We start from the raw sequence: 2,691 nt of genomic DNA on the forward strand, positions 1-2,691 counted from the left end.
CAGGACGCTTCGGACGAGCTTCAGGGCGAGGTACGGCGCCGGTTGCTGACCTCCGGGCGGGTGCTGATCGGCCGCACCAAGCTGCCCGGCTCGGGGAAGGTCGCGCTGAAGCTCACCTTGCTGAACCCGAACGCCACCGTGACGGACATCGAGGAGCTGCTGGACCAGGTCGTTGCTACCGGCCTCGACGTCCTGACCGGCGAAGGAGCCGCGTGAGTACTGCCGTCGCCGCACATCTGAACGCGATCCTGCGCTGCTACACCCGGGAGTCCGCCGTACCGGTCGCCGTCGGATTGTTGACAATCGACAGTGGACAATCGACAGTCACCGCGCGCCTAGAGCACGCCTCGCGGACCGGGCTGCACCAGTTCACCGACGTACTGCTGGACGGCGTACCGCCGACGCCTGCTCCGGGAGATCGCGGACGCCGTACTGCGATCCGAACCGGACTGCACCCGGATCGTGGCGGAGCCGGACATCGAGAACACGCCCTCCCTCCGTGCGTTCGAGGCGGCGGGTTTCGTCCAGCACGGGGAGCTACGGCTTCCCGAGAAGACAGCAGTACTGATGGTCCGTCCCCGGACCGCGCAGGAGGCATGAGATGTACGACGTGATCGCGATCGGCTGCGGGCCGTTCAACCTCGGACTGGCCGCGCTGGCGGACGGTGTGGACGACGTACGGCTGGCTGTGCTCGACAGCCGGCCCGAGTTCACCTGGCATCGCGGGCTGATGTTCGACGACGCGATGCTGCAGGTGTCGTTCCTGGCGGACCTGGTCAGCCTGGTGGAGCCGGCACACCACCTGTCGTTCTTGTCCTATTTGAAGGACAACGACCGGCTCTACCAGTTCTACGTGCGGGAGAAGTTCCACCCGACGCGACGGGAGTACGAGGCGTACCTGCGGTGGTGTGCGGCCCAGCTGGAGTCGCTGCACTTCGGGCATCACGTACGGTCGGCCGAGTGGAACGGGTCCGCGTTCGAGCTGACCGTGGAGCGCGGGGACGCCGTTGAGCACTTCGAGGCGCGGCACCTGGTGGTTGGTGTCGGCACCGAGCCTTTCGTACCTGCCGCGCTGGCTGGGCTGCCTGTTGACAGGTTCCTGCACTCGGCGGACTACCTGTTCCGTCGGGACGACCTCCTGCGTGCGGGGCGTGTGACGGTAGTCGGTTCCGGGCAGTCGGGTGCTGAGTGCGCACTGGACCTGCTGCGCGCAGCAGGTCCTGCTGTGTCGTGGCTGACCCGTACGCCGTCGTTCGCGCCGCTGGACTACTCCAAGCTGGTGCTGGAGATGACGACACCGTCGTACGTCGACTACTTCCATGCGTTGGGCGAGCCAGTACGCGACCGACTGGTCAAGGAGCAGTGGCGGCACTACAAGGGCATCTCGTCGGAAACCCTGGACGATATCCACGACGTCTTGTACACCAGGGATCTGACGGCGGAGCTCTTGTGTGGGGTGGCCGTTGTGTCCGCTGTAGCGCGTGCTGATGGTCTGGAGCTGACCATGCTGCACGCAGACAGCGAGAAGACGTTCCAGCACACTACGGACGCTGTGGTTGCAGCGACGGGCTACCGGAACCGTCCGCTGCCCTTTATGGAGTCGTTGCAGGACAAGCTCGACCACGACGCTGCAGGTCGGTGGGTCATCAACCGCGACCACAGCGTGCGTGGTGAGTTGGATGGGCGTGTTTTTGTCGCGAACGCGGACCTGCACAGCCACGGCGTCGCCGCACCGGACCTCGGCATCGGTGCGGTACGCAACGCGGGCATCCTGAACAGCGTTACCGGTCGTGAGGTGTTCCGGCTGCCCAAGTCGACCGCGTACACGACGTTTGCGATCCCCGGATGAGCACTGGGATGAGTACTTGGACGCGGTGCTCATCAGAGGCTGGCGGGTCCATCCGGCGTACGACGGCCGGCATCCTCGGCAACGACGAGAGTGAACCCGCTACGGACCCGGTCCAGTTCTTCGTCGACGCGGCCGACGTACTGGGAGTGGATGGGTCCACCGTGGCCGGGTACGTTGCGGAGCTCACCAGCACGCTGGCGGCCGACGTACGGATCGCTGAGACCGCCGTACCGGCTGCTGAGCTGCTGGAGGTCCACCACAGCCGCCTGGAAGGGCACTTGACCGGACACCCGCTCCTGGTGGCCAACAAGGGCCGTCAGGGCTTCTCCGCCGCCGACAGCGAGCAGTACGCCCCAGAGGCACGTACTCCGCTGCACCTGGTGTGGCTCGCCGTACGCCGTGGCCTCGCCGAGTTCCGTGGTACGCCGGAACTGTCCGAGCACGCCGTACTAGCCAGAGAGCTGGACCCGGCCACGGTGTCGGCGTTCCGGGCCCAGCTGGACGACCCGGACGCGTACGTCTGGCTGCCGTGCCACCCGTGGCAGCTCGACCACGTCGTACGCACGCGGTGGGCGCGGGAGCTCGCGACCGGCGAGATCGTCGTACTGGGGGAGAGCCCCGACGAGTACCTGCCCACGCAGTCGATGCGCACGATGGTGAACATCTCGAACCCTTCGCGCTACCAGGTCAAGCTCCCCCTCAAGATCCTCAACACCTCGGTCTACCGCGGCATCCCCGAGCACTGCACGCTCGCCGCCCCGATGATCACCCAGTGGCTCCGCGGCCTCTGGTCCCGCGACGACGTGTTCCGCGCGCTCGGCACCGAACTCCTCGGCGAGGTC

The 2,691-nt window shown here is 66.7% G+C and carries 4 protein-coding genes and 1 pseudogene; 4 read left to right on the plus strand and 1 reads right to left on the minus strand.

The genetic code is table 11. The features are described 5' to 3' along the window. Window positions 1-216, plus strand: a pseudogene (locus tag VFF46_RS17495) (aspartate aminotransferase family protein); the annotation flags it as partial. A 119-nt stretch (window positions 217-335) separates the two neighbouring features. Here the strand turns inward: VFF46_RS17495 and VFF46_RS17500 are convergent. Then, window positions 336-488 carry a hypothetical protein gene (locus VFF46_RS17500; protein ID WP_325038198.1) on the minus strand — a complete coding sequence of 51 codons (153 nt, stop codon included), beginning with the start codon at window positions 486-488 and terminating at the stop codon, window positions 336-338. Between VFF46_RS17500 and VFF46_RS17505 the strand changes: the two genes are divergently transcribed. The 3 genes from VFF46_RS17505 to VFF46_RS17515 all read left to right on the plus strand — a co-directional run. Further along, window positions 433-600 carry a GNAT family N-acetyltransferase gene (locus VFF46_RS17505; RefSeq protein WP_325038201.1) on the plus strand — a complete coding sequence of 56 codons (168 nt, stop codon included), beginning with the start codon at window positions 433-435 and terminating at the stop codon, window positions 598-600. The genes VFF46_RS17500 and VFF46_RS17505 overlap by 56 nt on opposite strands. A 1-nt stretch (window position 601) precedes the next feature. Beyond that, complete coding sequence (locus VFF46_RS17510; RefSeq protein WP_325038199.1) at window positions 602-1,849, plus strand: lysine N(6)-hydroxylase/L-ornithine N(5)-oxygenase family protein; 1,248 nt, start codon at window positions 602-604, stop codon at window positions 1,847-1,849. An 8-nt stretch (window positions 1,850-1,857) separates the two neighbouring features. Continuing rightward, window positions 1,858-2,691 (plus strand): IucA/IucC family protein (locus tag VFF46_RS17515; protein ID WP_325038200.1); only part of this gene is annotated, 834 nt, incomplete at its 3' end.

The sequence above is a fragment of the Kribbella sp. genome, assembly GCF_035655035.1.
Lineage (GTDB): Bacteria > Actinomycetota > Actinomycetes > Propionibacteriales > Kribbellaceae > Kribbella.

Bases quoted from the DNA above. Each gene is read 5' to 3' on its own strand.
- VFF46_RS17510 (WP_325038199.1), top strand. From the start codon at position 602: ATGTACGACGTGATCGCGATCGGCTGCGGGCCGTTCAACCTCGGACTG.